Source organism: Lactobacillus kefiranofaciens (assembly GCF_900103655.1).
In the GTDB taxonomy this organism is placed as follows: domain Bacteria; phylum Bacillota; class Bacilli; order Lactobacillales; family Lactobacillaceae; genus Lactobacillus; species Lactobacillus kefiranofaciens.
This window is the reverse complement of record NZ_FMXC01000010.1, coordinates 1-25,347: the sequence shown is the minus strand read 5'-3', so window position 1 is coordinate 25,347 and position 25,347 is coordinate 1. Positions and strand designations below refer to the sequence as shown.

The following is a 25,347-nucleotide window of genomic DNA, read 5'->3' as shown; positions in this document are numbered from 1 at the left end:
CCAAGTACTGAACAATCTTCTGTTTCAACAGTCACACCAGTTAAAGCTGCTACTGTTGAACATGAAACTCCAGAAACGATCTCCACTGAGACAACAGAGGTGATTGAAAAGGGACAAGATGAAGAAGCATTGCCAGAAACTGGTGAAAAAGAGCATAGCAAAGCTGGTATGATTCTTGCCAGTTTAGCAGCTGCCTTAGGTCTCACTGGCCTTCTGGGTACTTCTAAAAAGCGTAAGAAAGAAGATAAATAATTTTCTCTAAAGCGATGCGAAAGCATTGCTTTTTTCATGTGGTAAAATAAAAACAAAAACAGAGGGATGAAAGTATGACGTTCTATACATTAAAGTACATTCAAAACAATCAAAATACTGACCGCACGATTCTCTATGTTTTGATGCTTGTGGCGGCTTTAGCAATGGTGATCTTTGCGGCACTTTATTTACATAATCGATTTGCAACAAGGTATTGCGATTTAGGAATTATCGCGTTATTATTTTTGCTATTATTTGCTGGAACGCAATATGAAAAGTATGTGCAAATCAATACGCAAAAATCTGAAGCAACCCAAATTGTTCCTTTTATTAAATCGGTAGCTCAAGATGAAAATGTAAAGAATTCTGATGTATTGGTGAGTTCCACTACGTTAACTGACGGAATGATTGTTCGTGTTGATTCAAAAAATATTGATTATCAATTGAAATTGAACGATGACCGCAACACATATACATTGACGCAGGCACACGTGATTGATCATAAAGTAGAGGTAGAGAACTAACATGCAATTAGACTATACACAATTATTTATTAAATTCGCCCTCGGCATTTTAACCTTAATTATTCAGATTAACGTTTTTGGTAAAAGCAACTTGGCGCCAACTACGGCCTTAGACCAATTACAAAACTATGTACTTGGTGGAATTATTGGTGGTTTGATTTATAATACCAGCATCACTATTTTGCAGTTTTTCTTAGTTTTAATTCTGTGGACGCTGGTAGTCTTTATCTTGAAGTTCAGCCGAGATCACAATAGCTGGATTCGTGGCGTAATTGATGGAAAACCTGTGCAGGTAATCAAAAATGGCAAAGTCCTGGTCGGCAATTGCATGAAGGCTGGTATTTCGGCGAATGAATTAATGTTTAAATTGCGCAGTCGTGGTATTTATGCTGTAGAGAAAGTGAAAAACTGTATTTTTGAACAAAACGGTCAATTAACGATCATTGAAAACGATGAAGCAAATATTCGTTTTCCCATTATCAGTGATGGACAAGCTAATGAAGATGTATTGGAATTGATTCATAAAAGCGAGGCATGGCTGGAGCAAGAAGTTGAAGCTGCAGGTTATAATGGAATCGGTGATGTGTTCTTAGGTGAATACGTTGATGGTCAATTACGCTTTACAGGCTATTCCAAGTAGTTAAGAAAGGAGATTCAGATGGCAGATTTTACACAAGTCAAAGAATGGATTAAGAATGCTGATGCAGTAATTGTCACTGCCGGTAATGGTTTCGCTCAAACAGAGGGACTAGATATTTTAAGTGAAGAAAATTTTGACGATCAATTTGGCAAAGTCGCTGATAAGTATGATGTACATACGATCGGTGATGCATTAGATAAAAAATTTGCTTCCTGGGATGAACAGTGGGACTTTTGGAGCCAATTGATTAATGAATATTCACTTGAATATGAACCTGGCGAGACGATGTTGGCTTTGAAGAAGCTATTGCAGGGCAAAGAATATTTCATTGCTACCAGCACCTTTGCCCATTTCTTTGAAAATGCGGGCTTGAATGAGAATCGGATCTTCAACGCTTTTGGTGACTGGACTGAAATGCAGTGCTCTAGTGGGATCAATCATGGTAAGTTTTCTGACATTGAGGTCGTGAAAAAATATTTAGCTGGCAAGGGTGAAGTACCTAAATGTGAGGATTGCAATAGCCCCATGGAGCTGCACATGCCATTAAACGCCCACTTCTTCCCAGATACTGATGCCAATGCGCGTTTTCGTTGGTTCTTGACGGGCAATGAAGATAAGAATGTAGTAGTTTTAGAACTTGGCGTGGATGAAACCAGTCCGCAATTGCTAGATCCGATGGTAAAGCTAGTTGAGCAATTTGCTAATTGGCATTATGTGGCAGCAGACTTAGCTGATGAAGACATGCCAGATGATCTTAAAAAGTGTTCTGCTGGTTTTGCTACTAATTCGCATGATGTGTTGATGAATTTAACTAAATAGGTGAAAGATGAGTATTTACGTAAAAGATGGGATCTTGCATGTTGCAGGAGCCCAAGACAAATTACGCCAAAAAGGGCAAGAAAAGCCAGATTTTTTAACGAATTATACAATGCTGGATATTGAAACAACTGGTTTGAGTCCATATCGTGATCGTATTACTGAGCTTGGCGCGGTGAAGGTGCGCAATAATCAGATTGTTGATCAGTATACTAATCTAGTTAAATTCCCAGGAAATAATCGAGTGCCAGCCTTTATTACCAAGCTAAATGGGATTACTGAAGAGCAGATCATTAATGAAGGAATCCCTGCTGAGCAGGCGATTAAAGAGTTTCGAGAATTCATTGGGGATGACATTATCATTGGCTATAATGTCAACTTTGATTTGAATTTTTTATATGATTTGAGTCAAAAATATGGCTTACCGATTACAAACAATAACTATGTTGATGTTTTGCGCCTGGCTAGAGCATATTATCCTAGACAGCATAATCGCTTGATCGATTGCATGCAACGAGCTGGCATCGCTCAAGTAGAGCAGCACCATGGCTTAGCTGATTCATTAGATACGATTAAGGTTTATAACGATTTTAATCGGCATTTTACTGAAGATTTGTTAGAAAAGGCTCGCGGTAAAATAAAAAATGTTGATTTAACTGGCGATGATGTAGACTATACCCAATTAGGTTTTAGAAATCCTATTCAAAACAAACGAATTGTTTTATCTGGTCATCTTCATTTGAATGAAGCTGATGCAGGCAAGATGATAACTAACATGGGTGGACAGTCTGATAATAATGTAATGGCGAATACCAATTATTTAATTATGGGTGATCATGACTTCTTCCAGCATGATGATGAAAATTTGGAAAAAGCTCGAGCATTAATTAAAGATGGCGCAAAGATCAAGCGACTATCAGAAAGTTTCTTCTTAGGGATGCTGGATGATTGGGCACGTAGCTAAAAAAGCTGCTGTTTTGGCAGCTTTTTTATTTTTGTCTATTGCAAACTAACGTTTGAATTAGTATTATCTTTAGGTAATGGAGGATTTTTTATGGCGAAAAGAAAACGTAAGAAGCAAGGCGCGGCTCTGTCGTCTTTAATCGTAGTTATTGCAATTGTTTGGGGGATTTTTACTAAGGCAGGCAGCGATCCCAACGGTAGTCAATTTTTAAAAGATTTTACCGGCAACAATGATGAGCATGTGACCAGCACGATTAAAGGCGCATCTAAGGCTAATAAGGCTTATGGTGGTTTGTCCAATGCGGATTATCAAAAATTAGCCAAATTGAATTTCAAAAGCGGCAGTCGTGCATATATCACACTGAATAATAATCGTTCTACTTTAGTTAAAAGTGCTTGGAAAGTGAATTGGGTAATTTATTCTAATCTTGATTCATTAAACCGGACTTCACGCCCCAACACTGCTTTTTTAGAGAGACGGAATGTAGCTAATGATAGTTTGCGCGTAAGACAATTCATTGAACCGACCGGCTGGCATTATAACCGACGTAATGGTACTCAGATTTATAATCGAGGTCACTTGATTGCCTATTCGGTTTCGGCTGGAATTGATCAAGAAGGCAATTATAACCCACGCAATAAATCTGGCGATCAGAACAATCCGAAGAACTTGTTTACTCAATCGGCTTTTTCTAATCAGAGAATTCAGACAATTTTTGAGACCAAGGTGCGTAAGGCTTTACGACAAAATAAGCGCGTGATCTATCAAGCTACTGCGGTATTTCGCGGTAATGAATTAATGGCGCGTGGCGTGAATTTACAGGCTGTTTCTACAGATGGCACGCTAAACTTTAATGTTTATCTCTATAATGTACAACCTGGCTATGAATTCAATTATAATAATGGTAGGGCAAAAGTTGATCGTCAAATGCAGGTCAACGAATAGTAGAATAATAAAAAAGATATTTTTAATAAAAAGGAAGTACATGCATGAAAAAAGATAATTGTACCGCGATGCTTGTCGGTAAAGATGCTTCAATCGATGGTTCAACCATGATTGCACGTGACGAGGATGGTTACGGCGGTATTAACGAAAAGGTATTCGTTGTGAACAAAGCTCGTCATTACGATGAAGATTATGTTTCAAAGTATAATGGCTTTAAGATGCACCTTGAAGGTGATGGTTGCAAGTGGACTGCCGCTCCAACAGCTGATGATTCAGATGGTCGCTGGGACGAGCAAGGTATTAACGAATATAACGTCGCTATGTCAGCTACTGAAACTGAAGCAACCAATGCCCGCTGCTTAGGTCACGATCCTTTAGTTGCAGACGGTATTAATGAAGACTCAATGGTTTACATTACTTTGCCATTTGTTAAAACTGCTCGTGAAGGCGTAAAGCGATTAGGCAGCTTGATTGAAAAGTACGGTACTGGTGAAAGCAACGGGATTGCTTTTTCAGACAAGAAGGAAGTTTGGTATCTGGAAACGGGTGCTGGTCATCAATGGGTTGCTGCGCGCGTGCCTGATGATTCATATGCTATTTGCCCTAACATCATGGTTATCCAACACGTTGACTTTGATGATCCTGACAACTTTATGTATTCAACAGGTTTGCAAGAATTCGTTGAAAAGAACCATTTGAATAATAGTTCAGATGGCAGCTTCTCATTTAGAGATATTTTTGGCACCAAGGATGAAGCTGATGCTTTCTATAACACGCCAAGAACCTGGTATGGTCAAAAGTTGTTCAACCCAAGCATTGAGCAAGACCCAACCAGTCAAGAAATGCCATTTACTCGTGTGCCGGAAAAGAAAATCGGCGTAGAAGATGTTCAAAGATTTTTGACTAGTCACTATAACGGTACCCCATATGATCCAATGGATACTTTCTCCTCTGGCAGCGAAAAAGAGCAAAAGATGTTCCGTTCCATTGCTTTAGATAGAAATCAAGAATCCAGCATTTTACAAATCAGAAATGATGTGCCGGAAAAGATGGCGGCAATTCAATGGATCAACATGGGCTTTTACGCATACTCACCATACGTTCCGTTCTATACCAACATCGAAGATACGCCGCTTAACTACAAGGTGGCCGAACATATGGTAGACCCAGATAGTAGTGCTTACTGGCTTTACAAGACTTTACAAGTTATTGTCGAACCTCGTTATCACGAATATATTTATCAAGTAAACGCTTATCGTGATGACTGCCAAAGCTATGGTATTGGCCGGATTGATCAAATTGATGCCAAGGCTAAAGACATGGAAGGTACTGATCTAATTAAGTACTTAACTGCTGCAAACGACGAGACTGCTGGTATCATTACTAAGAAGACCAAGAAGCTGATGAGCGACTTGGTAAGACAAGCATTGAACAATTCGAAGTATCAATTCGAACGTGGTGATAACTTATAATTAGGATAAAGATCTGAAAGTGATTTCAGGTCTTTTTCTTTTGGTACGTACTACAATATTTAGTAAATACGAACAAACAAGGTGCTTATAGTATAATAATTATCAAAATACGAATAAAAGCCGAATACTGAGCGAAATTTATTTCGCTAGTAAGGACAAACCCCGAATCTTTTTAGTTGAATTATTTGTGATTTTTACTAGATTAGCTTAAAATTAATAGAGAAATTTATTATTTAAAATCAATATATAGTGGTGTGTGAAACTTATGAATGATGATAGATTCATGGAAGTAAAGAACCTCAAGAAGGTTTATGATAATGGGCATGAAGCAATCAAAGATGTTAGCTTTTCTGTCAAGAAAGGCGATCTTGTTTGTCTTTTAGGACCATCTGGTTGTGGTAAGACAACTATTTTAAACATGCTGGCTGGTCTGCTTAATCCAACCAGCGGCGATATCCTTTTTGACGGTAAGTCTGTAGTTAACGTAGCACCAAAGGATCGACAAATTGGCTATGTTTTCCAGAATTACGCTTTATATCCACATATGACTGTATTGCAAAACGTTATGTTTCCTTTAACCGTAGGGAAAAATAAGATAGCCAAAGATAAGGCTAAGGCAATTGCGGAAAAGTACATGGAAACTACGCAAATTATGGAATTAGCCGACCAAAAGCCGGGCAACTTGTCAGGTGGTCAGCAGCAGCGTGTGGCTATTGCGCGGGCGCTGGTTCAACAACCTAAGATTTTATTAATGGATGAGCCATTGAGTAACTTGGACGCCAGATTACGGTTGAAGATTCGTGAAGAAATCCGTGCTTTAGTCAAGCATGTAGGTATTACCACTTTATTTGTTACTCACGACCAAGAAGAAGCCTTATCAATTGGTGATAAGATTATTCTCTTCAATAATGGAGTAATTCAGCAAGATGATTTGGGTCAAAACTTCTATCTTGAACCCAATAATTACTTTGTCGCTAACTTCGTTGGTAATCCTGTGATTGATAACTTCAAGGTAACTGTTAATGGTGACAAGATTACTGGTACGGACTTTGAACTTAACGTTAATGACTTAGATCCAAGTCGTTTTAAGAGTGACTTAACTGATGGCGAATATGTTTTATCAGTTCGCCCCGAAAATATTTTGCCTGCTGAGAAGGGACATGTGGCAGCTAAGGTTGATGATGTTGAATTAATCGGTCGTGAACGCATCTTGAAATTTACTCATGATGGCGTTCAAGCTAGATCATTAGTTAGCCTTGAAACTCCAATTAAGGCTGGTGATAGCATTAACTTAAAGATGCGCTTAGATCGAATATTCCTATTTACTAAGGAAGGAGAGCGTGTCTACTAATGAAAACTAATCAAAAGAAGGCGTGGCTCTTTTTAGCGCCAACGATTATCTTTGTTACTTTCTTTAGTATTTTTCCAATTTTACGGGTATTCGTGATGAGTTTCCAAAGCGGCTCCTTGATTAATTTAAATTGGGCTGGTTTTAGCAACTATCAATACATTTTTAATGATCCCGAATTTTGGCGTGCTATTAAGAATACCATTCTTTATGCTTTGATTTCGGTGCCAGTGGCCTTGGCCATTTCGATCATGCTAGCTTGGTTTATTTTCAGTCGGGTAAAGCATAAGTCATTCTTTGAAACGACTTTCTTTATGCCTTATGTAACTTCAACGATCGCAATCGGTATCGTATTTCGTTATATCTTCAATGGTGAATATGGTCTGCTTAACTTTTTGTTGAAGGCAGTTCATTTGCCAACGCCTAACTGGATTGATGATCCAGCCATGTCACTGACAACGATCATTATCTTCGGTGTCTGGACTTCATTAGCATTCAACATTGTTATCTTAATGGGAGCACTTCGTAACATAGATCCTAACTACTACACGATTGCTGATATGTATGGTGCAAGCGGTACAGAGAAGTTCTGGCGGATTACGATGCCACAATTAGTGCCCACTATTGCATTCTTGTTAACGATGAATATCATTGCCGCATTCAAGATTTATACTTCTGTTTACGCTTTGTTTAACGGACAAGCCGGTGTTGGTAACTCCGCTACGACTGCTGTGTTCTACATTTATAACAAGTTTCAGATTGTTGGTACGCCAGGTGTGGCGATGGCCGCAACGGTAGTATTGTTTATCATTATCATGTTTGTTACATTCTTACAGCGCAAGATGATGAAGAAGATTGGAGGACGGTAAAGAATGAAGAAAATTCGTTGGGGCACGTTGATTGCTTACATTATTTTGGCAATTTTCGCAATCATTACTGTCTTTCCATTCATCTATATGATTTTAGGCGGATTGATGAGTTTTAGAGAAACGACTACTATTCCGCCAACTATTATTCCTAAGCACTTTGAATGGTCAAACTATGCTAAAGTCTTTGCTCAGGCTCCATTTGGCAGATATTTCTTGAACACCTTTATCACGGCCAGCGTAACGACGGTTGTTAGTTTGTTTAACGCTTTGCTGGGTGCATTTGCCATGGTTAACCTGAAGTTTAAGGGCAAGGGTATTGTGCAAGTTGTGCTTTTATCTTTATTGATGGTGCCTGGAGAAGCAATTATTTTTACCAACTACAACACTATTGCCAGAATGGGCTTATTGAACACTTATATCGGTTTGGTATTGCCATTCTTGACTTCGATTTTCTATATGTATTATTTACAAAGCTACTTCGGTTCAATCTCACAAACTATTTATAAGGCTGCGATGATTGATGGGGCTAGCGATTGGGAATACATCTGGAAGATTTTGGTGCCAATGTCTAAAGGCGGGTTATTTACCGTTGCCTTATTAAGTTTTATTTCAGGTTGGAATTCATTCTTATGGCCATTATTGGTAACCAATGAAGATAGCATGAGATTATTGAACAACGGTTTAACTTCCTTTGCTTCAGATGCAGGTAGTGAAACGCAGTTGCAATTGGCTGCAGCTACTTTGACCGTTTTGCCAATTTTGATTTTAAACTTCATCTTTAGAAAACAAATTATTCGAGGAGTAGTACGCAATGACCTTAAAGGATAAAACTACAGTAACTTTTTATAATGGTTTAACCACTATTGGTGGACCGATGATTGAAGTTGCTTACAACAAATCGCATGTGTTGTTTGATTTAGGCGAAGTTTACCGTCCTGAGCTTAAATTGCCTGATGAAAGCTATCAAACTTTGATTAAGTATCAATTAATTGGGGATGTGCCTAACTTTTATGATCCTAAATTGACAGGCAAGCCGATTGATACTGAGCGTTGGGAACATTCTGCCGCTTACATTTCACACTTGCACCTAGATCACAGTAAAGCTTTGAATTTCTTAGCACCAGAGATTCCGCTGTATGCAGGTCCAATTACGGCACATATGCTGCCAGCATTGAATGAAAAAGGTGATTTCTTGCTTCCTGCCGCGGGGCATGACAAGACTTATACTCGCCCAATTATTGCGGCTGAATATAAAAAGCCGATTCAAGTTGGCGATATTACCCTGGAAATATATCCTAGTGATCACGACGCTTATGGCGCTACAGGGCTTTTAGTTAAAACACCGGACAAGCAAATTGCTTATACAGGTGATATTCGTCTGCATGGCTACCACCCTGATTGGGTGCGTGCATTTATGAAAGCTGCTAAGGGTAGCGATATGTTCATTTGTGAGGGTACTGGTGTTTCTTGGCCAGAAGAAAAGCACGATGAAAACAGTGAAGAATTTACTGGCCCGAAGAACGAAGTAGAGTTGACTGAACGGATTGTTGCTCTGCAAAAAGACAATCCAGACAAACAAATCACCTTTAACACGTATCCTACTAACGTAGAGCGCCTTTTAAGAATCATTTCTGATTCACCAAGAAAGGTCGTCTTACATGCAGAACGTGCTCATTTAATTAAAGAGAGCTTGAATAAGGATTATCCATATTACTATTTGCCAACAGATCATAAATATATTGATTTAAAACCTGAATTAGAGGTTAGCTATGATAAACTTTTGGCAGATAAACATGAATACATGTGGCAAGTTGTCACCGATTATGATAAGCTTCAAGAGGGCGGAATTTATATCCACTCTAATGCCGAGCCATTAGGGGACTTTGACCCTGCCTACAAGCCATTTGTAGAGCAATTTGCCAAGAATAATATTGAGTATGTCGCATTGCGCTGTTCAGGTCATGCCGATGAGAAAGAACTCAAGGAAATTATTGATGGAGTTCAACCAGCTATTTTAGTTCCGGTGCACACATTGCATCCCGAGCTGGAAGAGAACCCATTTGGAGAACGGATTTTACCTAAACGTGGTCAAACAGTCACGCTTTAGTAAATCAAAAACATGTTGTTGTTTAGTTTTTAATTTTGGGAGGATATATCCAAATGAAGTTTAGTAAGAAACTTGCTGTAGCTGCCGCTGCTGCTTTAGCTTTGGTTGGTACTGCTGCTTGTTCAAATGGTGGTAGCAAGTCTTCATCAAGTTCAGAGAAGATTCCATCAAAGATTACTAAGAAGACTACAGTTGTCTTCTGGAATGCCATGCCTGGTGTTCAAGGTTCAACTTTGAAGAAATTAACCAATGAATTTGAAAAGAAGAACCCTAAGATTACTGTTAAGTTGGAAAACCAAGGTGCTTATAATGACTTGCAAGCTAAGATTAATTCAACTTTGCAATCACCTAATAACTTGCCAACTATTACGCAGGCTTACCCTGGCTGGCTATGGAACGCTGCACAAAACAAGATGTTGGTTGACATGACTCCATACATTAACGACAAGAATGTTGGTTGGGGCAGTGCCAAAGTATCTAACATTAGAACAAAACTTCTTGATGGTGCTAAGATTAAGGGTACCCAATACGGTATTCCATTTAACAAGTCAATTGAAACTTTGACTTACAATAAGACCATGTTCAAGAAGTATGGCATTAAGAAAGTTCCAACTACTATGGACGAACTTAAGCAAGTGTCAGAAACTATCTACAAGAAGAGTAACCATAAGGTTGTAGGTGCAGGTTTTGACTCACTTCCAAGCTACTACACGCTGGGCATGAAGAATGAAGGCATTAACTTCACTGACAAGATTAACTTTACTGGTGCCGCTTCAAAGAAAGTAATTAACTTCTACGCAGATGGTATTAAGAAGGGCTACTTCAGAACTGCTGGTTCAGAACACTATCTTTCAGGTCCATTTGCTAACGAAAAGGTTGCCATGTTTGTTGGTACTTCAGCAGGTGAAGGCTTCGTTAAGCAAGGCGTAGGCAACAAGTTTACTTACGATGTTGCTCCACGTCCTGGTAAATACACTTTGCAACAAGGTACTGGCATCTACATGTTCAACCATGCTAGTGCTGAACAAAAAGCTGCTGCATTTAAGTACATCAAGTTCTTGACTTCTAAGTCAAGCCAGATCAAGTGGGCTAATGCTACTGGTTACATTCCTGTAAACAACGCTGCAATTAAGTCTAGTGAATACAAGAACAATAAAGACATTAAGCTTCCTGCTAAGCTTGAAGATGCAATGAAGCACTTGTACAGTGTTCCAGTTGCTAAGAACTCAAATGCCGCATTCCAGCAATTGAGCAGTATTCAACAAAATATTTATGCTGCAGCCCAAAAGGGTCAAAATATTAACAGTCAAATTAATGCTGGTAAGCAAAAATTTGATGCTGCTTGGAAGCAATAAAACTAAATAGCAATTAATTTAAGGCAGACCATTGTGGCCTGCTTTTTTGTTTGAGAAAGCAATTAACAGTTTATTTGTTCTAACGAAAAATGTTACCATTTAAGAAGCAATTAAAAAGCAGAGGTGAGCTGGTTGATTAGACAACAGAATTTCCCGGTAGATACAAAATATAAATGGTATGACATTAACAACTTAAGTGAGCAGGACAGTGAAAAATTGCAAAGGGACTTTAATTTTACGCCGGATATTATTTCATACATTTCCGACCGTCACGAACGTCCGCACTATGACTACGATTTGCATACGAGAAGCCACTTATTGGTTTATGATGTTCCCATTTGGCCGACTAATACGATTAAACACTTTACTTCGCACCCAATTACTTTTTTGGTAGTTGGCGAAAACGTCTTTACTTTCCATACTGAATCAACCAGCTATGTCTTTGATGAATTTAACGATGAACATATGCGTGAGCGCTTGTCTGAGGCTAAGGATGTAACAGAATTATTAATGCTGTTCTTCCTATATTCTTCGCAATATTTCCAACGTGCTGTAACGCAGCTTGACGTTGAGCGTAACAGCTTGGATCAAAAATTATCAGATGATATTAATAATAAGGACCTAGTTGAACTATCGAATATCGAAAAAAGTTTGGTTTATTTATCTAGTTCTATTCAAACTGATTTAATCATGCTGCATAGCTTGGATCATAGTAAACTGCAGTTTACCAAAGAAGCAAGCGAGCGACTGGACGACGTTTTGATTGAATCAAGTCAGTCCGCAGAAATGGTTAAGATTTCACAGCAAGTTACCAAGACTTTATCAGCGACATCAAACAATATGATGAATAATAACCTGAATGATACGATGCAGTTCTTAACTGTGTGGTCACTTGTTTTAACTATTCCAACTATTTTAACTGGATTCTACGGGATGAACGTTAGTCTGCCGATTTTGAAGAATTCGTTTGACTGGATTTTGATCATCATTTTAATGGTAGTCCTGATGGTGTGGTTAGTTGTTCTAATGAAAAAGCATCATTTCTTCTAAGAGTGAGGCAGGTACATGAAGCATAAAGTATTTTTGGGATCAATTATTGCAGCTGTGGCAGCCTTTGTTTTGTATGCGGCTAACATTAAGCGGGTAGAGAATGCTCAGCTTAAGGTAGTTGGTCCTAAGACTAGCAAGATTGAGCAAAAGAATAAAAAGAAAACTAAGGCTAAGGCGCCACAGGCAAAGAAACTAAAAGAGCCTAAGGTTAATTCGATTGGATATTCTAATCATGTAAAGGCCAAGAGCGGCAGCGATAGAAAGCTAGTTAAGATTATTAAAAAGACAATGGGACTTGATGATAGCTATCAAGTAGTAACTCAAGATTTGAATGATTCTAAGCGTTTCGCTGTCGTAGCCAATACCGAGAAGGCCCATAATGCGGGTAAGGTAATGCAGCTATATTTGTTAATTGCACTGTATGAACAAGAGCAAAAAGGCAAAATGGGTTCTAAAACTGCAGTTAAAATTGCTAGAAAAGATAAGGCTAAAGGCGATAGGATGTTGCAAGTCAACATGGCTTATGGAGTTGCTTATTTGCGTGAAGCAATGCTCAAGGGAAGCAAAACTGCATCTAATGCTTTAATTAGAAAGATCGGGCTTAAAAATATTGATTCAGTAGTAAGAAGAATGGGTGCCGCGCAAACGACGATGGCTAAGAATTTCAACGGTGACAGTTATGGTAAGACCACCGCTACTGACCTGGCTAAGACGATGATTGGTTTGTATCAAGGCCGTGTTTTAAACCGTCAACATGCGAGCAAGGTGCTGAGTACACTTGCTAGTTCTAGGAATCGTCCGCAATTAGTTAAAGGAATTCGCGGCGGCGTGTATGCCATTGGCGATGACGACTTTGCGACTGCGATTGTACAAGGGCGCGGTAATTATGCTATTTCTGTCTGGAGCAGCAACAATAAAAATTTAGGCAAGCAGATTAATCGTTGGTTTGATCAAAAGCATAAATAAATTTAGTAAGGCATAGAGCCTTATTTTTTTGCAAAAAAATAAATTATTTACACATTGTAGATTGTAATCTTCACCTTGTAGTGCTATATTATCTATTATGCTAGTGAAGGAGGGATGAAAATGACACAAAAGAGAAATCTTGATTTGGATAAGATACTTGATCGCGCAACTGAATTAATCGGCGAGCAGGGCTTAGCAGCCATTACCATGCCAGTTTTGGCTAGAGCATTGAATGTACGCTCGCAATCGCTATATCATTATGTTTCTGGCAGAAAGCAATTATTATCATTAGTTGGTGCAAGACAGATAAGGGTTTTGCGTAAGCAATTAATGAACAATCTAATTGGTTTGTCTGGTAGGGATGCGTTATTGAAGTTTGCGGATATTGTCCGGAATTTTTTATTAAGCGATCCAGCTTTATCAAGTATTCTGTATCACTTGAATGAATATCCTAAGGATGCGCCGATCAGTCAAGAGATCTTGGATCTGATTAGATTAGGCGAGAAGCTTAATTTTAGAAAAGAAAGTGCCATTTCATTCCACGCTTTAATTGGCGCCGTATTGGGTTTTGTCTTTTTGGATAATTCATCATCGTTTGCTGATGAAACTAAGGATGAATCTAATCGTAATTATCATGAGATGATTCTGCGTCTTGTAGAACCAGTAGCTGACTTACAAAAAATAGGGAGGAAATAGGAAAGTGCAGAAATTTTTGAAAAACCATGTTTTTTCTTTAATTGCATGGATTTTGATATTGATTATTTCCGTCGTTGCTTTGCCTAACATCAAGGACCTAACGAATGCCCACTCAGACATTACGTTGCCTAGTGATGTACAGAGCAACGTGGCTCAGTCAATTCAAAATAATTGGGGTGCAAAGAAGAAAAACACCTATGAGGTAGCACTTGTTTTTAACAAGGAACACGGCAAGCTAACTGATGCCGATAAACAGGCGATCAATAATACGCTTGACAAGTTTACTAATGATAAAAGCAAGTATGGGATCAAGGACTCGCTTCTTCCAGATTCTAATATTGCTACGAGAAAGAAACTTCAATCAAAGGATGGCACGACTTGGGTAGCGCAATTTAATATTGCTAAAAGTCATGGCACGATTGAGCAAGTTTATAACCAAATGAACAAGAATGTTAAGACGCAGGGCTTGCGCACGTATGTAACTGGTGCTGATGTCTTGCAGCATGACTTCTCGGCTTCAATTCAAAAGGGGATTAAAAAGACTGAAGCAATTACAGTTGTCTTTATCTTCATTGTTTTGATCATCGTCTTCAAGTCACCGATTGTTCCATTAATTTCATTGTTAACGGTTGGTGTCTCATTCCTGACTTCCTTCTCAATTGTGATGAACTTAGTTGAACATGCTAACTTCCCATTCTCGAACTTCACGCAAGTGTTCATGGTGATCGTGCTCTTTGGTATAGGTACCGACTACAACATTTTGCTTTATGACAAGTTTAAAGAAGACCTGGGTAAAGGGATAGATAAGTATAAGGCGATGCATGATTCGCTCTACAACGCTGGTAAGACTATTCTTTATTCCGGTTCATCCATCTTAATTGGATTTACGGCTTTAAGTTTAGCTAGATTCTCAGTTTACCAATCAGCTGTCGGTGTTGCTGTCGGTGTTGCCGTATTGTTGGTAGTATTGCTAACACTTAATCCATTCTTCATGGCCGTTCTCGGCAAGAAGATGTTCTGGCCTGTTAAGACCTTCAATGGTGAAAGTGATGACAAGCTATGGCATGGTATTTCAGCTTCAACTTTGAAGCACCCAATTATTTACTTGGTTGTTTTAGCTGTAGTTACTATTCCATTTATGCTGATGTATTCAGGTCACTTGAACTATGATGATACTGATGAAATTGCTGATTCAGTTCCATCTAAGCAAGGATTGTTGGTAGTTCAAAAGCACTTCTCTAAAGGGATGGCAGAACCATCATACTTATACATTCAAAGTAAGCATCGATTAGATAACGAAGAAAACTTGAAGTTGATTGATCAATTGACTAAGCAGCTTCAATCTTCCAAAGACGTTTCATTTGCTACATCAGTCACTGAACCATACGGTGAGCCAATTGACATGTTGTATGTCAATAATCAATTAAACACTGTTAACGATGGTGTTGATCAAGCTCGTTCAGGTTTAGGCAAGTTAAGCAAGGGCTCAAACAAACTTGCTAATGGTGCTAATAGTTTGAAGGATGGTGCAGATCAACTTCAAGATGGTACTGGACGACTTCAAAGTGGTGCTCAACAGTTAGTTGGTGGTACTAGTCGTTTGCAAAATGGTGCTAATAGCTTGCAGAGTGGTACGCAAACTTTACAAAATGGTACCCAACAAATGGTTAACCAATTGCAACAATTGAGCTCACAATTATCAACTCAAATGAGTGGTTCTAACAAGCAGCAACTTGCTCAATTGCAACAAGCTTTGCCACAAATTAATAGTGGTATTCAACAGTTGAATCAAGCTATTGGTGGTGGGGTCGATACTTCATCATTGACGAATAGCTTGTCAACTGTTCAAAAACAAGCTGCAGATCTTGAAAGCAGTTTAAAAGAATTACAAAGTGCAGCTGGTGGTGCTGGCTCATCTGTAAGCCAATCAGATGTTCAATCTGCAATTGAATCAGCCGTTAGATCAGCAGTAGCTAATGTGCCAGCTGATCAAAAGCAAGCTGCTACTCAAGCTGCAACTGCAGCTGCATCGGCTGCTGTTCAATCAGTAGTACAAAAGGCTAAAGCTGGTTCTAATACTGATAAATTGCAATCAGCTATGCAAAATGCAGCTTCAGCAGCTCAAGGTCTGCAGGGTTCAATGGCCGCAATGCAGCAAAGTAACTTGATAAGTCAACTCCAAACTTTGAAGACTCAGGTTAATACTTTAGCTCAAGCCTCAAACCAAGCACTTCCAGTTGCCGCAACTGCTTTGAACCAATTAAGCTCAGGCTTAAGTCAAGTTCAATCAGCAGCTAGTCAAGGTGTTGCCGGTGCTCAAAGACTTAACTCTGGCGCTGCATCCCTGAACAGCGGTGCAGGTCAACTTAACAGTGGTGTTGGTCAATTAGCTAGCCAAGCCCCACAATTGATCTCAGGTATTGGACAACTTAACTCTGGTGCCGGTCAACTTAGTGAAGGTGCAGGCAAGTTAGCTTCTAAAGCTCCACAACTTACTTCAGGTATTGATACTGTTAACAGTGGTTTGGGTCAAGGTGAAACTTACCTTAAAGGCTTAGGCTCATCTGCAGCCGCAAAGACTTTCTACATTCCGAAGGAATTCTTAAAGAACGATATGTTCAAGAAGTCCATGGATGTTTACCTCAGCCCAGACAAGAAGTCAGCTCAAATTATTGTTGTCTTCAATTCTAATCCAAGTGCAACTGAAGCTACTGATAAGTCACAAGAATTAAGTGCTATGGCTAAGAAGTCATTCCAAGGTACTGCTCTTAAGAATGCTAAGGTAGCGATGGGTGGTCAAAGTTCAAAGATTAAGGATACTAAGACTGTTGCTAGCGGCGACTTCCTTAGAACTGCCGCAATCATGTTGATTGGTATCGGCATTGCCTTAATGTTCGTAACTCGTTCACTACTTCAACCAATTTATATTCTTGGTACTTTGCTTATTGCTTACCTTTGCTCACTTTCAATCAACCAATGGATTGTTAAAGCAATCTTAGGCAAGAGCATGTTGACTTGGAATACTCCATTCTTCAGCTTTATCATGTTGATTGCTTTAGGGGTTGATTACAGTATCTTCCTCATGACCCGTTATCGTGAACTTGAGACTGAAGAATACACTAGCCCAAGCTCAAGAATTTTGAAGGCTTGTGCCATCATTGGTACGGTTGTTGTCTCAGCCGCAATTATCTTAGATGGTACCTTCGCTGCCCTTATTCCATCAGGTATTCCAACCTTGATCGAAGTTGCCTTGATTGTTGATGTTGGTTTGTTAATTCTGGTATTTATCTTGCCAATTACCTTATCAGCTGCAGTTAAGTTGACTTATGAGGGAATCAACTTTAACAAGTTTGCTAAGAAAAAGAAAGCCAAATAATATTTAAGCTAGAAGAAGCCCTACAGCAAGTTCTGTAAGGCTTCTTTTTTGTCTTGTGTGTAATTTATTCATAATTTTATTAAGCAAGCTAGATCGCAGTTATTTGCTTTCTGCGACATGGTATAATTAATAATAGATTGAAAAGAAGGGACTTTTAATATGACTACATGTCCAAATTGCAACCAGCAGATTAGTGCTAATGATGACATTTGTCCTAACTGTGGTTTCAATCTGAAAAAATATCGCGAAGATTTTTTCACTGATCAACACCAACGAACAAAATATGAAAAATCGGACGAAGGCAAACGAGTTGCAAGTCGGGCGGCTTATCGTGAAGAATTTTATCCCCAAAAGCAGAATTCTACTGTGCAGCGAATGATTGCTTGGGTGAGACAGAATGCTACCTTGGTATTTTTATTGGGTATTTTTCTATTGATCTTAATGAGCTTTTCTAGACCAGCTGGCTGGAGCTGCTTTTTTGCCCTGATGATCTGGCTGTTTATTGTTTGTGATCGTAAACAAAAGATAGAACAATATACTGTTGATAAGCGTTTGACCCAGAAGATCAACCAGATTGGCTCGAATGTGTTTAATCAAGTTGATGAGCATGGCGATAAGATTAAGGAGCGAGGAGAAAAATTCGCCCAAAATCATCCGCGCGTTGAAAACCGAGTTCGCGAACTAAAAGCAAAACGGCCACATCATTTTAGCTATGTTCAGCTATCGGTTATTCTAACTTCTTTGATTAGCTTAATGGTACTTTTTACTGACTCTGGGGCTTCTGTTTCAGCCGTTAGCTACACGCAAAAGATGTCTATTTCCAATGTGCTCTTTAGCTTAGCTGGCCGGCTTTTATCTTCAGGGTCAACTTCGATGTATTCGTTGATTTTATACATTGTTTGGTTGCTGCTTTTCTTATTTCCGATTTTTATTATTTACAATATTTTGAAAAATACGAAGAGCAGTCAGACGCTTGCCTTTGTCTTATCGTTGATTGAGACGACCTTTTTAATCTACATGATTTATAAAATGTCAAGTACAAGCCGGGCTGCAACTGGCGTTCTTAGTCAGTTGACTAGTCAATTATTAACCTACGCGGTATCGCTGGGAGCTTCAGCTTATTTCTTGATTTTAGCAAGCATGCTCACCACGGGACTATCAGGATATAATTTGTTTAAGAAAAATAAGTAAAAGAAAAACCCTCTAAAGCGTTCAACTTTGGAGGATTTTGTTTTGCCAAAATTTCTATTGATTATTCTTAGTAACGTCGAAAATTAAGTGTTCATTAACAAAGGCCATCATGCCTAATTCGCTTAATTCACGGCCGTAGCCAGATTTCTTCACGCCACCAAATGGCAATTCACCTGAAGTAATCCAGCGTCCATTAATTACGGTCATTCCAGTTTCAATTTGAGCGGCAACTTTTTGAGCGCGTTCAATATTGCTGCTGATTATGGATGAACCTAAGCCGTAACTTGAATCGTTAGCTAATGTAATGGCTGCGTCATCATCGTCAACTACGAAGACTTCTGCAACTGGACCGAATAATTCTTCGTCAAAGATAGGATTATTTTTGTCAATATTAGTCAAAATTGTTGGTCTAAAGAATGCACCCTTAGAATCGATTTCTGGATATTGATAAAAGACTTTGGCTCCAGCATCGGTAGCCTTCTTTACTTGAGCAGCAAGTCTTTCTTTTGCTCTTTCAGAATTCATTGGTGGTAGAGTAGTGTCTGCTTCGAGCGGCTCGCCAGCCTTCAGGCTAGAGAAGACATTCTTTAGTTCATGAAGCACCTCATCGTAACGTGACTTCTCAACGATGATTCGCTTGGAAGAAGTACATACCTGACCGTCGTTATAGGTTCTAGCATCCCCTAGAACGTTGCGCAACAGTTGCGGATCGGCGTCGTCCAACACAATGAAGGCATCATTGCCGCCGAGTTCCATGGTAGACTTCTTCAAGTTTTTGCCAGCGGCTTCAGCTACAGCAGAACCGCCTCGTTCAGATCCTGTTAATGCTACTCCTTGAATTCTTGGATCAGCGATAATATCTGCTAATTGATCGTAGCTCGGATAAAGATTAATCAGGCTACCTTCTGGAGCACCAGCACGCTTAATGATTTTGGCAGCTAATGCGGCAGAGCCAGGAACGTTATGAGCATGTTTTAATAAAATTGGGTTGCCCACGATGAAGTTAGGGGCAAAAACTCTAATTACTTGGTAAAGTGGGAAATTCCAAGGCTCACAAGCCATGATTACCCCGGTCGCCTGCTTTAAGTAATAGCCCGTTCCTAAGTCGCTCTTTAATGGGGTAGGCTTGAGCATTGCTGGACCGTTTTCTGCATAATAGTCACAGATTGAAGCACAGAGTTCAACTTCTTCGCGGGATTCACGTAAAAGCTTCCCCATTTCTAAAGTCATCATCTTAGCCATTTCATCTTCATGGTCACGAAAAGCGTCAGCAATGTCGTGTAAAGTTTTGGCCCGACTAGCTGGCTCTTCATGCCGCCATTTTTTATAAAGCATGTGAGCTAAATTGATGGACTCGTCAATTTGCTTAGCAGTCGGATTATCGTAGCTAGCAAATTCTTCGTTAGTATATGGGTTAATTGATTGATATCTAGACAAATATAATTCCTCCGTTCATAAGTAATAGACTATGTTTACATTATAAAGCGTTTTCAGTTAAAAGACATTCATTTGTACTTTTAGTTAGTAAAAAGTCATGGTAAAATGAGAAAAATTTATTTTTAAAACAGGGGGATAAAAATGGCTACAGATGCAACCGCGACAATTTATTTAGGAACGCCTTTTTACAATGATGATCAACGCGCACGGGTTAAGAAGGCACGTGAATTATTGGAGAAGAATCCTACAGTATTTCGAGTTCATTTTCCATTTGATCAAAGCTTCGTTGATCCAGCAGAAGAAAATCCAGAAGTTGGCGGCGTTCGCAGCATGACTTGGCGTTTAGCTACTTATAACAACGATTTGACTGGGATAGTCAATGCTTCATGTGGCGTCTTTTTATATGACATGGACAATCTTGATGATGGCAGTGCCTTTGAGATTGGCTTCATGCGTGCATTGCACAAGCCGGTAGTGTTAGTACCATTTACCAATCATCCTGAGCGTGATAAAGAAATGAATTTGATGATCGCTCAAGGCGTCACGACCATTATTGATGGCAATACAGAATTTGCCAAATTAGCCACTTATGATTTTAAGACAACGCCTGCTAAGCCAGTAGTTGGTTATAAAATTATCTAAAAAAAAAGCCCACTTGGGCTTTTTTAATTTTCTAATTGTTTCAATGCCTTTTTAGCATGTTCGAGTGTAATGCGGTTACGGTTAATACGCGCGAAGGCACAGGCATCATTTAAATGCTGAATTGTGATTTCTTTCTTCTTGCCTTGCTGCATATCATTTAATCCTTGCCGCAATAGAATTCTTGTCATATAGAAAAGGGCATGATAATTAGCACCAATTTTGTAGGCATAACGCAGAAGCGAGTTGGATTCGCGGTACATTTTTCTTTCGCCGTAGAATTCACCAGCATCACATAAAATTGCTAAGGCATGCAATATGGTCAACGGATCATCGATTTCTACGTCTTTGATGTTTTTTAGCACTTGACTATAATAGTGTTCCGCTTTTTCTAGTTCGCCTTGTTCTGCATAAATCTGACTACAGCCGTTAAGGGCGAGTAAACGATAAATGTTGTTTTCATCTAGTTCAGAAGTCAGAATATCATTAAAGTAAAACAGCGCGCTCATTTGGTTACGGTCATTTTTTAGAGCATATTCCCCGCGCAAGAAGCGGTAATGCACTAGATCATCTTTACGACGCAAGCTTTTTTCATCAATTTGGGAAAGAATGTCAAAAATTTTGCCATAATCGTAATTAATGAATGAAAAGTCGGCTTCAAATAATAGGTGCTGAATATGTTTTTCAACGCTGTTACTGATGATGTCACTGACTTAAATGTTTAGTCGGTCACACAATTGCTTTAGGATCTTAAAGGAAGGCACTTGTCCGTTATTTTCGAATTTGCTTAAAGTAGATTGAGTACAAATTCTGTGACAAAGCTCAGTTTGCGATAGCTTTTGTTCTTTGCGGATTTTAATGAATTTTTCAATGTTAATCATAATTATTCCTGTCTCTTAATAGTTTGGTATAAAAAGTCAAGGGATTCATCAAGATAATCAGCACCATAGTCCATTGCGTGGCCGTGACCAGGAATGACTAGTAGCTGAGTACCTAAGTTCTTTTGAGCTAAAAACTTAACGAAGTCTAATACTGTAGAAATCGGTGTAAGTTCGGCTGCAGAATTGATCATCATCAATTTCCCTAAGTTGGTAAAGTCATATGAGCGCGCATCAAGTTTTTGTAATACTCGTTCATCATCTGTGCCAGTATAAGTTAAAGTGAAGTATTTATAGAAAGAATTCCTGATTTCTTGAGGATCGGTAATGCCGAAATCATCTTTGGCCGCTGGGGATGCTTTAACGTCTGGGTGGTTCTTAATCCAAGTTGAATATTCAACTGGAGCTGACCAGGTAACAGTTGGGAAGCCGTATTTGCCCGCTACATAGAGTGCCATTGTTCCACCTACGCTTGCTCCAATCTGAACAATATTTTTGGCATCATCCTTATCTGTATAGTCGGATTTTATAAGCCAGTTAACGAAGTGCAAGGCATCATCGTGAGCTGCAGGAAAAGTTGCAGCCGGAGCTAGGCTGTATTCAGGGATAAAGGTCATAAATCCTGCGTTAGCCAGATCAACCCCGAGATTTTTGACACTTTTCTTATTGCCACGGAACCAGCCACCACCGTGCCAGAAGATTAAGATCTTGGTGCTTGAAGTCGTATCATTAGGATAGTAGACATCTGCACTTAGTTTTTTTCCTTCGTCATAAACGACATTATTTTTGATTACAACCATAAACTGCATTTCCTTTCTAAAAAATTTAAAGGATATTATTAACTTTATTATATATTATCTAGAAAAATTAGTAAGATTAATAAGTATTTTTTTAGATTTTCTGGATAGTAAGTATCTGTGAGTTTTTTCTGCTAAAATTGAAATACTAAGGTGAAAGAAGGCGAGAAAATGCATCATTTATCAGCGAAAGCTAGTCGAAAGTTAATCAATATTGCCACGATTGTATGTGGCATCATCATTATTTTGCTGGTGATTTATTGGTATAATTTAGGAATTTTTAATAGTCAAGCTCGAATGCGGGATTATTTAGCGAATAAGCGGATTATTGGTCCGATTGTATTTGTGTTAATTCAGATTGTCCAAGTGGTTATTCCGATTATTCCAGGTGGCGTGTCGCTATTAGGCGGTGTGATTTTCTTTGGCCCAGTTGCGGGATTTATCTATAATTATCTGGGCATTTGTATAGGCTCAATTATCAACTTTTTCTTGGCAAGGCATTACGGCAGACCGTTTATTTTGCATATCGTCTCTGAAGAAACGTTGGACAAGTATATGAAGTGGACTGAGAATCAAAAAAAGTTCAACTGGTTCTTTGCTCTTTGTATTCTTGCTCCAGCTGCACCAGATGACGTGCTGTGTTTGCTAGCTGGTTTAACGAAGATGAAATTCTCGACTTATTTTTGGATTATTATTTTGTGTAAGCCATGGACAATTATCGCCTACAGTTTTGGATTGCAATTTGGTGCTAACTGGCTGTTGAAGCTGATGGGTAAATAATGCTTGAATCAAAGAGACTTTTTTTGAGACGTTTTGAAGTAAAAGACGCTCAGTTGCTATTGAAATGGGGAACTAATTCTCGTTATCACGATTTAGCGGGCTTTGAACAATATCAAAACATGACAGAGGTAGTTAATGGCGTCCATCAATATATGGATCGGGCTGAAAGCTACGTGATTTGTTTACGCAAAAATAATGAAGCAATTGGTTTGATTGAATTATATGAACGTGGTATGGATGAAAAAAGCGGTTTGTTAAAGACCAAAGAATTGGGCTTTTTGATTGATCAATCGTTTGAAGGACATGGCTATATGACAGAAGCAGTCCATTTGATTCTGGCTTATGCTTTTAAGAAGAAGCGCCAGACTGAAGTGTGGGCTGGTACGTTTGTCAGCAACAAAAAATCGCAAAAATTATTGCGAAGATTGGGCTTTCGATATATGTACACAGTTGATTACAGTCAAGTAAGTGTCTTTTTGTCATATCAAGAAAAATATTATTTGCTCAAAAAAGCAGAATGGCTTAAAATAGACGCAAACACGAAATCTTAAGACTGCTTCAGAGAGTTCACGGGTGGTGTGAGTGAATGCATAGTCGTTTCCAGATTTCATTAATGTGGGCAATTAATAGTTGCACGGCTTGGCGTCGTTATTCGCCTATCAAGAGGTGCAGTCATTCAGGCTGAAGATGGGTGGTACCGCGAAGCTGTGCAAGAGCCGATTCGTCCCAATTTAGGGATAAGTCGGCTCTTTTTTTGTTTTTGCATATTACGGAGGTTTTATATGCTTGATATTAAGGTGATTCGTGAGAATCTCGATTGGTCAAAGAAAAAGTTAGCTACACGTGGCATTAAGCCAGAAGAATTGGATGAATTAGTTGAAATCGACTCCAAGCGTCGTAAAGATTTGACTAAGAGTGAACAATTAAAGGCTAAGCGTAACGACGTTTCCAAGCAAATTGCTGAAAAGAAGCGCAACAAGGAAGATGCCAATGATGCTATTCAAGCTATGCGTAAAGTAGGTAAGGAAATCAAGGATTTAGATAAAGAAGTTGCTGAATTAACTGAAAAGCAAAACTACATTTTGCTTAGATTGCCTAACTTCCCAGCTGATTCAGATCCAATTGGACCAGATGACAGCTACAACGAAGAAGTTCGCAAGTGGCACCCAACTACCAAGTTTAACTTTAAGCCTAAAGCTCACTGGGATATCGGTACTGATCTTGGCATTTTGGACTGGGACCGTGCTGCTAAAGTTTCAGGTGCACGTTTTGTTTACTACATTGGTGCCGGAGCTTTGCTTGAGCGTGCCGTGTTTAACTTTTTCTTGGATGAAAACACTAAGGAAGGTTACACTGAAGTAATCCCACCATACTTGGTAAACGATGCTTCAATGCAAGGCACTGGTCAATTCCCTAAGTTCCATGAAGATGTTTATACTATCGTGGATAACGATGATCCAGACAAGCCACGTGATTTGACTTTAATTCCAACTGCTGAAGTTCCATTAGTTAACTACTTCAGAAATGAAATTATTCACGAAAACAAATTGCCAATCAATGTAACTGCTTTGTCACCAGCATTTAGAAGTGAAGCAGGTTCAGCTGGTCGTGATACTCGTGGTTTGATCAGAATGCACGAATTCCGCAAGGTTGAAATGGTTAAGGTATGTAAGCCAGACGAATCATGGGATGAACTTGAAAAGTTGACTCACAATGCTGAACACTTATTGCAAAAGTTAGGCTTGCCATACCACGTAGTTGCTTTGTCAACTGGGGATGCAAGTTTTACTAGTGCTAAGACTTATGACCTTGAAGTTTGGATGCCAGCTCAAGACAAGTACCGTGAAATTTCAAGTTGTTCTAACTGTACTGACTTCCAAGCTCGTCGTGCGCAAATTCGTTACCGCGGCGAAGATGGCAAGCTTCACTTGGCTCACACTTTGAACGGTTCAGGTTTAGCCGTTGGTCGTTGTGTAGCCGCAATTTTGGAAAACTACCAAAACGAAGATGGTTCAGTAACTGTTCCTGATGCTTTAGTACCTTACATGAATGGCATGAAGAAGATTACTAAAGAATCAAGCTTGCTTTAATAAAAAATAAATTGAAAAGAAAAGTATTCCATTTCTATCAGTTAGGTAGAAATAGAGTACTTTTTTCTTTTTCTACAGAAATTTCAAACTTTTTTTGCTTGATTTCCTGCCTGAAAATGAGCAAATACCGAACTTTGTCTGCTTGTTTTAGTGAT

General features: G+C 39.0%; 23 protein-coding genes and 1 pseudogene. 21 read left to right on the top strand and 3 right to left on the bottom strand.

The annotated features are described in order from the left end of the window. Positions 1-99: 99 nt before the first annotated feature. From BLP58_RS11900 to BLP58_RS05175, 17 genes are all read left to right on the top strand, one after another. Positions 100-252 carry an LPXTG cell wall anchor domain-containing protein gene (locus BLP58_RS11900; protein ID WP_013854696.1) on the top strand — a complete coding sequence of 51 codons (153 nt, stop codon included), beginning with the start codon at positions 100-102 and terminating at the stop codon, positions 250-252. A 74-nt stretch (positions 253-326) separates the two neighbouring features. Continuing rightward, on the top strand, positions 327-776 hold the full coding sequence (locus BLP58_RS05250; RefSeq protein WP_013854695.1) for a DUF3290 domain-containing protein: 450 nt from the start codon (positions 327-329) through the stop codon (positions 774-776). Between the two features lies 1 nt (position 777). Further along, positions 778-1,416, top strand: a complete 639-nt coding sequence (locus tag BLP58_RS05245; protein WP_013854694.1) for a DUF421 domain-containing protein — start codon at positions 778-780, stop codon at positions 1,414-1,416. Between the two features lie 18 nt (positions 1,417-1,434). Next, the gene (locus BLP58_RS05240; protein ID WP_013854693.1) at positions 1,435-2,235 is read left to right on the top strand and encodes an SIR2 family NAD-dependent protein deacylase; all 801 of its coding nucleotides are present in this window, start codon (positions 1,435-1,437) and stop codon (positions 2,233-2,235) included. Between the two features lie 7 nt (positions 2,236-2,242). Further along, the gene (locus tag BLP58_RS05235; RefSeq protein WP_013854692.1) at positions 2,243-3,196 is read left to right on the top strand and encodes an exonuclease domain-containing protein; all 954 of its coding nucleotides are present in this window, start codon (positions 2,243-2,245) and stop codon (positions 3,194-3,196) included. A 90-nt stretch (positions 3,197-3,286) separates the two neighbouring features. Next, entirely contained in the window at positions 3,287-4,141 is an 855-nt protein-coding gene (locus BLP58_RS05230) for a DNA/RNA non-specific endonuclease (RefSeq protein WP_013854691.1), read from the top strand. Positions 4,142-4,185: 44 nt separating this feature from the next. Beyond that, positions 4,186-5,613, top strand: a complete 1,428-nt coding sequence (locus BLP58_RS05225) for a C69 family dipeptidase (protein WP_013854690.1) — start codon at positions 4,186-4,188, stop codon at positions 5,611-5,613. A gap of 265 nt (positions 5,614-5,878) precedes the next feature. Further along, the gene (locus BLP58_RS05220; protein ID WP_013854689.1) at positions 5,879-6,964 is read left to right on the top strand and encodes an ABC transporter ATP-binding protein; all 1,086 of its coding nucleotides are present in this window, start codon (positions 5,879-5,881) and stop codon (positions 6,962-6,964) included. After that, positions 6,964-7,830: a carbohydrate ABC transporter permease gene (locus tag BLP58_RS05215; RefSeq protein ID WP_013854688.1), complete on the top strand. Its 867-nt coding sequence runs from the start codon at positions 6,964-6,966 to the stop codon at positions 7,828-7,830. The genes BLP58_RS05220 and BLP58_RS05215 overlap by 1 nt, the downstream gene beginning before the upstream one ends. A 3-nt stretch (positions 7,831-7,833) precedes the next feature. Continuing rightward, complete coding sequence (locus BLP58_RS05210; protein ID WP_013854687.1) at positions 7,834-8,658, top strand: carbohydrate ABC transporter permease; 825 nt, start codon at positions 7,834-7,836, stop codon at positions 8,656-8,658. Continuing rightward, entirely contained in the window at positions 8,642-9,937 is a 1,296-nt protein-coding gene (locus tag BLP58_RS05205; RefSeq protein ID WP_013854686.1) for an MBL fold metallo-hydrolase, read from the top strand. The genes BLP58_RS05210 and BLP58_RS05205 overlap by 17 nt, the downstream gene beginning before the upstream one ends. Positions 9,938-9,990: 53 nt before the next feature. Then, entirely contained in the window at positions 9,991-11,292 is a 1,302-nt protein-coding gene (locus tag BLP58_RS05200; protein WP_013854685.1) for an extracellular solute-binding protein, read from the top strand. 132 nt (positions 11,293-11,424) lie between these two features. After that, positions 11,425-12,342 carry a magnesium transporter CorA family protein gene (locus BLP58_RS05195; RefSeq protein ID WP_013854684.1) on the top strand — a complete coding sequence of 306 codons (918 nt, stop codon included), beginning with the start codon at positions 11,425-11,427 and terminating at the stop codon, positions 12,340-12,342. Positions 12,343-12,357: 15 nt separating this feature from the next. Further along, complete coding sequence (locus BLP58_RS05190) at positions 12,358-13,308, top strand: serine hydrolase (protein WP_013854683.1); 951 nt, start codon at positions 12,358-12,360, stop codon at positions 13,306-13,308. Between the two features lie 120 nt (positions 13,309-13,428). Further along, positions 13,429-14,004 carry a TetR/AcrR family transcriptional regulator gene (locus BLP58_RS05185; RefSeq protein ID WP_013854682.1) on the top strand — a complete coding sequence of 192 codons (576 nt, stop codon included), beginning with the start codon at positions 13,429-13,431 and terminating at the stop codon, positions 14,002-14,004. A 4-nt stretch (positions 14,005-14,008) separates the two neighbouring features. After that, positions 14,009-17,380, top strand: coding sequence for an MMPL family transporter (locus BLP58_RS05180; RefSeq protein ID WP_013854681.1), 3,372 nt, complete (start codon positions 14,009-14,011; stop codon positions 17,378-17,380). A 159-nt stretch (positions 17,381-17,539) separates the two neighbouring features. Further along, positions 17,540-18,571, top strand: a complete 1,032-nt coding sequence (locus BLP58_RS05175) for a zinc ribbon domain-containing protein (protein ID WP_013854680.1) — start codon at positions 17,540-17,542, stop codon at positions 18,569-18,571. A 54-nt stretch (positions 18,572-18,625) separates the two neighbouring features. Here BLP58_RS05175 and BLP58_RS05170 read toward each other — a convergent pair whose 3' ends face one another. Then, positions 18,626-20,008: an NAD-dependent succinate-semialdehyde dehydrogenase gene (locus BLP58_RS05170; RefSeq protein ID WP_013854679.1), complete on the bottom strand. Its 1,383-nt coding sequence runs from the start codon at positions 20,006-20,008 to the stop codon at positions 18,626-18,628. Positions 20,009-20,149: 141 nt separating this feature from the next. Here BLP58_RS05170 and BLP58_RS05165 point away from each other — a divergent pair, with 141 nt between their 5' ends. Beyond that, positions 20,150-20,650, top strand: a complete 501-nt coding sequence (locus BLP58_RS05165) for a nucleoside 2-deoxyribosyltransferase (protein ID WP_013854678.1) — start codon at positions 20,150-20,152, stop codon at positions 20,648-20,650. Between the two features lie 23 nt (positions 20,651-20,673). Here the strand turns inward: BLP58_RS05165 and BLP58_RS05160 are convergent. After that, positions 20,674-21,528, bottom strand: a pseudogene (locus tag BLP58_RS05160) (helix-turn-helix domain-containing protein). A gap of 2 nt (positions 21,529-21,530) precedes the next feature. Next, positions 21,531-22,325, bottom strand: a complete 795-nt coding sequence (locus BLP58_RS05155; RefSeq protein ID WP_013854676.1) for an alpha/beta hydrolase — start codon at positions 22,323-22,325, stop codon at positions 21,531-21,533. 168 nt (positions 22,326-22,493) lie between these two features. Here BLP58_RS05155 and BLP58_RS05150 point away from each other — a divergent pair, with 168 nt between their 5' ends. The 3 genes from BLP58_RS05150 to serS all read left to right on the top strand — a co-directional run bounded on the left by BLP58_RS05150 (position 22,494) and on the right by serS (position 25,192). Next, positions 22,494-23,102, top strand: a complete 609-nt coding sequence (locus BLP58_RS05150) for a TVP38/TMEM64 family protein (protein WP_013854675.1) — start codon at positions 22,494-22,496, stop codon at positions 23,100-23,102. Next, positions 23,102-23,653: a GNAT family N-acetyltransferase gene (locus tag BLP58_RS05145; RefSeq protein ID WP_025084139.1), complete on the top strand. Its 552-nt coding sequence runs from the start codon at positions 23,102-23,104 to the stop codon at positions 23,651-23,653. The genes BLP58_RS05150 and BLP58_RS05145 overlap by 1 nt, the downstream gene beginning before the upstream one ends. Positions 23,654-23,884: 231 nt before the next feature. Further along, a complete protein-coding gene (gene serS, locus BLP58_RS05140) occupies positions 23,885-25,192 on the top strand; it encodes a serine--tRNA ligase (protein ID WP_013854673.1) in 1,308 nt (435 codons plus the stop codon). Positions 25,193-25,347 lie beyond the last annotated feature (155 nt).

What these genes read in the sequence shown, in the direction of transcription:
- BLP58_RS05250 (WP_013854695.1), top strand. Translation starts at nt 327, where the DNA reads ATGACGTTCTATACATTAAAGTACATTCAAAACAATCAAAATACTGAC.
- BLP58_RS05245 (WP_013854694.1), top strand. Translation starts at nt 778, where the DNA reads ATGCAATTAGACTATACACAATTATTTATTAAATTCGCCCTCGGCATT.
- BLP58_RS05240 (WP_013854693.1), top strand. Translation starts at nt 1,435, where the DNA reads ATGGCAGATTTTACACAAGTCAAAGAATGGATTAAGAATGCTGATGCA.
- BLP58_RS05235 (WP_013854692.1), top strand. Translation starts at nt 2,243, where the DNA reads ATGAGTATTTACGTAAAAGATGGGATCTTGCATGTTGCAGGAGCCCAA.
- BLP58_RS05230 (WP_013854691.1), top strand. Translation starts at nt 3,287, where the DNA reads ATGGCGAAAAGAAAACGTAAGAAGCAAGGCGCGGCTCTGTCGTCTTTA.
- BLP58_RS05225 (WP_013854690.1), top strand. Translation starts at nt 4,186, where the DNA reads ATGAAAAAAGATAATTGTACCGCGATGCTTGTCGGTAAAGATGCTTCA.
- BLP58_RS05220 (WP_013854689.1), top strand. Translation starts at nt 5,879, where the DNA reads ATGAATGATGATAGATTCATGGAAGTAAAGAACCTCAAGAAGGTTTAT.
- BLP58_RS05215 (WP_013854688.1), top strand. Translation starts at nt 6,964, where the DNA reads ATGAAAACTAATCAAAAGAAGGCGTGGCTCTTTTTAGCGCCAACGATT.
- BLP58_RS05210 (WP_013854687.1), top strand. Translation starts at nt 7,834, where the DNA reads ATGAAGAAAATTCGTTGGGGCACGTTGATTGCTTACATTATTTTGGCA.
- BLP58_RS05205 (WP_013854686.1), top strand. Translation starts at nt 8,642, where the DNA reads ATGACCTTAAAGGATAAAACTACAGTAACTTTTTATAATGGTTTAACC.
- BLP58_RS05200 (WP_013854685.1), top strand. Translation starts at nt 9,991, where the DNA reads ATGAAGTTTAGTAAGAAACTTGCTGTAGCTGCCGCTGCTGCTTTAGCT.
- BLP58_RS05190 (WP_013854683.1), top strand. Translation starts at nt 12,358, where the DNA reads ATGAAGCATAAAGTATTTTTGGGATCAATTATTGCAGCTGTGGCAGCC.
- BLP58_RS05185 (WP_013854682.1), top strand. Translation starts at nt 13,429, where the DNA reads ATGACACAAAAGAGAAATCTTGATTTGGATAAGATACTTGATCGCGCA.
- BLP58_RS05175 (WP_013854680.1), top strand. Translation starts at nt 17,540, where the DNA reads ATGACTACATGTCCAAATTGCAACCAGCAGATTAGTGCTAATGATGAC.
- BLP58_RS05165 (WP_013854678.1), top strand. Translation starts at nt 20,150, where the DNA reads ATGGCTACAGATGCAACCGCGACAATTTATTTAGGAACGCCTTTTTAC.
- BLP58_RS05155 (WP_013854676.1), bottom strand. Translation starts at nt 22,325, where the DNA reads ATGGTTGTAATCAAAAATAATGTCGTTTATGACGAAGGAAAAAAACTA.
- BLP58_RS05150 (WP_013854675.1), top strand. Translation starts at nt 22,494, where the DNA reads ATGCATCATTTATCAGCGAAAGCTAGTCGAAAGTTAATCAATATTGCC.
- BLP58_RS05145 (WP_025084139.1), top strand. Translation starts at nt 23,102, where the DNA reads ATGCTTGAATCAAAGAGACTTTTTTTGAGACGTTTTGAAGTAAAAGAC.
- serS (WP_013854673.1), top strand. Translation starts at nt 23,885, where the DNA reads ATGCTTGATATTAAGGTGATTCGTGAGAATCTCGATTGGTCAAAGAAA.